Source organism: Xanthomonas prunicola (assembly GCF_002846205.1).
Taxonomy (GTDB): domain Bacteria; phylum Pseudomonadota; class Gammaproteobacteria; order Xanthomonadales; family Xanthomonadaceae; genus Xanthomonas; species Xanthomonas prunicola.
The window spans coordinates 1-2,500 of record NZ_PHKV01000034.1; the positions used below are offsets into that span (position 1 = coordinate 1).

The window sequence follows — 2,500 nt, forward strand, 5'->3', positions numbered from 1 at the left end:
CTACACAGACGAACTCAACGTTCAGTGTAAAGCTATAGTAAAGGTTCACGGGGTCTTTCCGTCTTGCCACGGGAACGCTGCATCTTCACAGCGATTTCAATTTCACTGAGTCTCGGGTGGAGACAGCGCCGCTGTCGTTACGCCATTCGTGCAGGTCGGAACTTACCCGACAAGGAATTTCGCTACCTTAGGACCGTTATAGTTACGGCCGCCGTTTACTGGGGCTTCGATCAAGAGCTTCGCCTTGCGGCTGACCCCATCAATTAACCTTCCAGCACCGGGCAGGCGTCACACCCTATACGTCCACTTTCGTGTTTGCAGAGTGCTGTGTTTTTGATAAACAGTCGCAGCGGCCTGGTTTCTGCGACCCTCTTCAGCTATAGCTCGCATGAGCCACCAAAAAGGGTGCACCTTCTCCCGAAGTTACGGTGCCATGTTGCCTAGTTCCTTCACCCGAGTTCTCTCAAGCGCCTGAGAATTCTCATCCTACCCACCTGTGTCGGTTTACGGTACGGTCTTCGTGAGCTGAAGCTTAGGAGCTTTTCCTGGAAGCGTGGTATCAGTGACTTCGCCATAAAGGCTCGTCTCGGTGCTCGGTCTTAAAGGATCCCGGATTTGCCAAAGATCCAAACCTACCGCCTTTCCCCGGGACAACCAACGCCCGGTACACCTAACCTTCTCCGTCCCTCCATCGCACTCACGCGAGGTGCAGGAATATTAACCTGCTTCCCATCGACTACGGCTTTCGCCCTCGCCTTAGGGACCGACTAACCCTGCGTCGATTAACGTTGCGCAAGGAAACCTTGGGCTTTCGGCGTGCGGGCTTTTCACCCGCATTATCGTTACTCATGTCAGCATTCGCACTTCCGATACCTCCAGCAGACTTCTCAATCCACCTTCGCAGGCTTACGGAACGCTCCTCTACCGCGCATAAAACAAGTTTTATGCACCCCAAGCTTCGGTTCACTGCTTAGCCCCGTTAAATCTTCCGCGCAGACCGACTCGACCAGTGAGCTATTACGCTTTCTTTAAAGGGTGGCTGCTTCTAAGCCAACCTCCTGGCTGTCTATGCCTTTCCACATCGTTTTCCACTTAGCAGTGAATTTGGGACCTTAGCTGTGGGTCTGGGTTGTTTCCCTTTTCACGACGGACGTTAGCACCCGCCGTGTGTCTCCCGGATAGTACGTACTGGTATTCGGAGTTTGCAATGGTTTGGTAAGTCGCGATGACCCCCTAGCCATAACAGTGCTCTACCCCCAGTAGTATTCGTCCGAGGCGCTACCTAAATAGCTTTCGAGGAGAACCAGCTATCTCCGGGTTCGATTAGCTTTTCACTCCTAATCACAGCTCATCCCCGTCTTTTGCAACAGACGTGGGTTCGGGCCTCCAGTACCTGTTACGGCACCTTCACCCTGGCCATGACTAGATCACCCGGTTTCGGGTCTACTGCCCGCGACTATGCGCCCTTATCAGACTCGGTTTCCCTTCGCCTCCCCTATACGGTTAAGCTTGCCACGAACAGTAAGTCGCTGACCCATTATACAAAAGGTACGCAGTCACTCTTGCGAGCTCCTACTGCTTGTACGCACACGGTTTCAGGATCTATTTCACTCCCCTCTCCGGGGTTCTTTTCGCCTTTCCCTCACGGTACTGGTTCACTATCGGTCGGTCAGGAGTATTTAGCCTTGGAGGATGGTCCCCCCATATTCAGACAGGGTTTCACGTGCCCCGCCCTACTCGTCTTCACTGGAGTGGCCCTTTTAAATACAGGGCTATCACCTTCTATGGCCAATCTTTCCAGATTGTTTTTCTAAAGCCATTCCAGCTTAAGGGCTGTTCCCCGTTCGCTCGTCACTACTTAGGGAATCTCGGTTGATTTCTTTTCCTCCGGTTACTTAGATATTTCAGTTCACCGGGTTCGCTTCCAGCAGCTATGAATTCACTGCAGGATACTGCCGAAGCAGTGGGTTTCCCCATTCGGATATTGCCGGATCAAAGCTTGTTGCCAGCTCCCCGACACTTTTCGCAGGCTACCACGTCCTTCATCGCCTCTGACCGCCTAGGCATCCACCGTGTGCGCTTATTCGCTTGACCATATAACCCCAAGTTGCCTCAGGGTCACATGCCGTGTTGTGTGGGGTACAAAGCCACCAACGCGAACATACGACTCAATTATTTAGGGACTCGAAGTCCCCGCCTTAGCCTCAACGACACGTTTAGATAGATATCTCAAACGCTCGCTACGTCACAAGTTATAAAAGAACATGTCTCAGCCTCAACGCTGAGCCATATAAATTCTTAAGTGTGCACTACATTCAGAGTGGTGGGTCTGGGTAGACTCGAACTACCGACCTCACCCTTATCAGGGGTGCGCTCTAACCACCTGAGCTACAGACCCGAAGTCTTTTCACTCAATATGGTGGAGCCTGTCGGGATCGAACCGACGACCCCCTGCTTGCAAAGCAGGTGCTCTCCCAGCTGAGCTAAGGCCCCAAAAGGG

General features: G+C 52.6%; 2 tRNA genes and 1 rRNA gene. All 3 read right to left on the reverse strand.

What is annotated here, in order from left to right:
• A 23S ribosomal RNA gene (locus tag XpruCFBP8353_RS22755) occupies positions 1–2,094 on the reverse strand; the annotation flags it as partial.
• A gap of 227 nt (positions 2,095–2,321) precedes the next feature.
• Positions 2,322–2,398 (reverse strand) — tRNA-Ile (locus XpruCFBP8353_RS22760).
• A 19-nt stretch (positions 2,399–2,417) separates the two neighbouring features.
• Positions 2,418–2,493 (reverse strand) — tRNA-Ala (locus tag XpruCFBP8353_RS22765).
• Positions 2,494–2,500: the final 7 nt, after the last annotated feature.